1 pseudogene is annotated in these 3,519 nt (G+C 40.4%); it reads right to left on the reverse strand.

Annotated elements, in window-relative coordinates:
• Window positions 1-7: 7 nt before the first annotated feature.
• Window positions 8-3,028: pseudogene (locus NCWK1_RS28815) on the reverse strand (CHAT domain-containing protein); the annotation flags it as partial.
• Window positions 3,029-3,519 lie beyond the last annotated feature (491 nt).

Below are 3,519 nucleotides of genomic sequence, written 5' to 3' on the forward strand. Positions count from 1 at the left end.
CACTTTATTCGATGTTGATACCTGAAGCCTGTTGATAATTGCGCCCTGCGGATTCAAAGTCCGGCACTACTTGGGCAACTATTCCCAACTGGTGGTAGGTGCTGGCATAATTATAGCGATCACAATAGTCGATTAAAAGATCCAAATCCTGTTGATAATTGCGCCGTGCTTATTCAAATTCCCGCAATTCTTGGGCAACTCTTCCCAACTGGTGGTAGGTGCTGGCAATAGAGAGTTTCTTACTGCTCAATTCTAGGTTTTTAATATTTTCTAGTATATTTAGTTTTCTCTCGTATGATTGTTTAGCTTCTTGATACTGTTGCATTTGTAAGTAACTATTTGCTAGTAAATCAATCGCAACAACTATTTCATAACCATTTTCACTTTGTATAAATGCTGGTGGATAGTTTTCAACCAACCGATAAACGTTTTCAGCTAACTTCAGGTTGCTTTGGTTATCATTAATTAATTCAAAGTATTTATCTAAACAAAAATATATACTGATACTTTCTTGCTTTTCTAAACAAATCTGCAACGCATTGTAGAGATTTTCATATTCCAGCCGGCAGAAAATTATACCCAGTTGGCGTTGTTGAGCATCTTTAGAATTCATCCACCTGTTATAAGAATTTGCCAAACCTTGATAGTGGTTTTTAAATCCCTCACGCAAAGCTGCACGAGTTGCTTCATCCAGAGTATCTAACTTAGTCTTCAAAAAATAGGGTAAAACAGGTTGAATCGTCAATAAGCGTGATTCTTCATCAATTGGTGAAAGCAAACCCCAGTTAATCGCCTCTTGAATTGCATCACTGAATTTATCAAAATGATAATCTTTTAATGGCTCAAAACTTTGTAATTGCTTGACATAATTGGGAATATCTGATGTGTCAATAAACTTACTAAACTGAGTCAAACACAACAGCAATTTTTGCGCTGATAGTGATAAATTACTGTGAGAATATTCTACACACTGCAAAATACTTTTAGTCTTATCTTCACTCCCCGTATCTAAATCCACATCGCCAGCTTGCAACCCCTGCAAAATCTCCTGTGGTGATTGCTTTTGCAAATTTGCTAACACAACTTGCATTGCTAAGGGATAACCTGCTAACAAATTCATCAATTTCTGAAAATCCCCATCTTGGCGAATACCAGCAATCTTGTTTTGAGGTAAATTCCGTTCTAAAATTTTCTCTGCTAATTCCGTCCGGGCTTCTTTATCTAAGCCGCGCAACTCATAAATATTGTGTTTAAATGTGGTAGCTTGTAACCAATCTTCCCGACTGCGGGAACCTAAAATAACTTTGGTATTTCCACCTTGCAACTGCCCTAAAAAATCGCGGATTTGATTGCGTTCTGTCTCTGGTAAAGTATTTTGAATTGCCAGTTGTTGCCCTGTCACCGATTCTAAGTTGTCTAAAATCAAGGCGTAAGATTCAGCCCGCAGTTTTGCGACTAATTTTTGTACCTGCGCCGCCTGATTCATCGCTTGAAACTGGGCTTGTTCAAATTTGCCATATACCTGCTTACCAATTTCATGCAAAATTTGTGTGAGTGTCCACGCCTTTTCGTCATAGCCAAAATAAAAAACATTCCTGACAAAATTGGTGCGTTGCCACCATTCCCGCAGATAATTTAACAGGGTAGTTTTGCCTGTTCCCCCCATTCCCTGCAACAATAAAATATTCTGCCTGAGTACAGCTTTCTCAATTTTGAGAATTTCTAAATCCCGCCCGACAAAACCATACTCTGGCAAGGGGAAGCGATACTGACTGCCAAAAGTTTCCCAATATTTTTCTTCTTCTTCTGGTGTAAATTGGCGTAAATTAAAATTCACTGTCCGATTGCAATACACCACAGGTAGCAACCAATCTTCTAAATCAATTGACTTAATATAAGCTTTGCGTGATTTATTATTGAATAATTCCCGTCGACTCAAGCGAATCGCTTCAGTGATGGGTTTGTTATTAAATAAATGCTCATAAAGCTGTGCCATCATCAACTTAGCCGCCGACACGGTGACAGAATACCCCATCGCCACTACCATCTGCATTCCCGCCGTCATTAACCGACTTCCCAAGCTGGTTTCCCGGATATCTTCGTCGGGGTTGTCGTTCTTCACCTGCTTTCCTGACTGACAAGCATTGAGAATACAAACGGGAATTCCCTTCCCTGTCAGCAAATCTGCTAACTCCTGCGCCTCGACTAAATCAACTTTTCCTTGAGTCTCGCCCTCAAAAGCTAAAAACGCCCTCAAACCGTCAAATTTCTGCCAATCATTCCGCCCATAGCGCCCTTGATATAAATAGCGTCCGGGTTTGCTTGGTTGTTGTATCTGTTCATAAGTCATCAGCGCCCCATGACAATCTAAATGGATGACATGGTAATATCCCGCGCCTTTGGCTTCCAAATGATCAGATAAAGCTTGGTAAGTCCCCGGACGCAGTAATTCTACATTCACCCGCAAGTGGCTATTTTCAATCAACTCCAGCAACGGGCGAGAAATTGTCCGATAACCTACGTCTTGTTCTTCATCGGGACGCGCCACCACTACTAACAAATTAATCGTGGGGGAAGTTTGCACATCCGCATAGATGGGTGCTGGTTGGTTACTCTTCCGCACCATCACGCAATTCACTGCTAGGGGATAAGGTAAATCTGGATCTCGCAGGGCTTCCCAATGCAGTGCTTGAAATTCTGGTGTTTTACCAACAATTTCAATTTGTAATTGACTTAAATTACTTCGCAGGCGTTGATATTCGCCATAAGCATTAAAATAAAACCGAAAAACTTGGTTAAATAACTCTTCGCCATAAGTTTTAATACTAACTGCTGCTGCTTCTGCCTTCACCGTATCCAGCAGGGGAAACATCAACCAGTCTTCAAAATACCACTCTAGTTGTTTTTCTACCTTGGGTGTAAAGGGGTCGGTAATTTTTACTAGATAATCTCCTCTTCCATCAAAATTAAGAATGGCATTAAATCCACCTTCTGTTGGCGATTCTTCTCGAATAGTGATAGTTGGCATGGTGTAGGCTGATGCTATTGGCGCATAGTCTTATGCTACACAACAGAATCGTCTTTTCCCGATACGGTTTGGTTAAGGTTTTAGTATTTTGATATCCCTCACCCTCTCTTTTTAAAGGCAGGAGGCAGGAGGCAGAAGGCAGAAGGAAAAGTCTTACTATCCCTTGCATTCAAGCTTTTAAATTTTCCTAACATATCTGATACCGTTTCACTTTAAGTTTGATCCAAATAGACCGCAGGGGGGCGGAGGAGAAATTATTTCGGCGTACGCAATTATAGATTTTGCATACGCAATTGTTATTTTGGCGTACCCATTTGTTATTTCTGCTTACGCAATTATAGATATTGCATACGCAATTGTTATTTCGGCGAACTCATTTGTTATTTCGGCGTACGCAATTGTTATTTCGGCGTACGCAATTGTTATTTCGGCGTACCCATTTGTTATTTCGGCGTACGCAATTATAGATTTTGCATACGCAATTGTTATTT

Origin of the sequence: Nostoc cycadae WK-1 (assembly GCF_002897135.1) — a bacterium.
In the GTDB taxonomy this organism is placed as follows: Bacteria; Cyanobacteriota; Cyanobacteriia; order Cyanobacteriales; family Nostocaceae; genus Nostoc_B.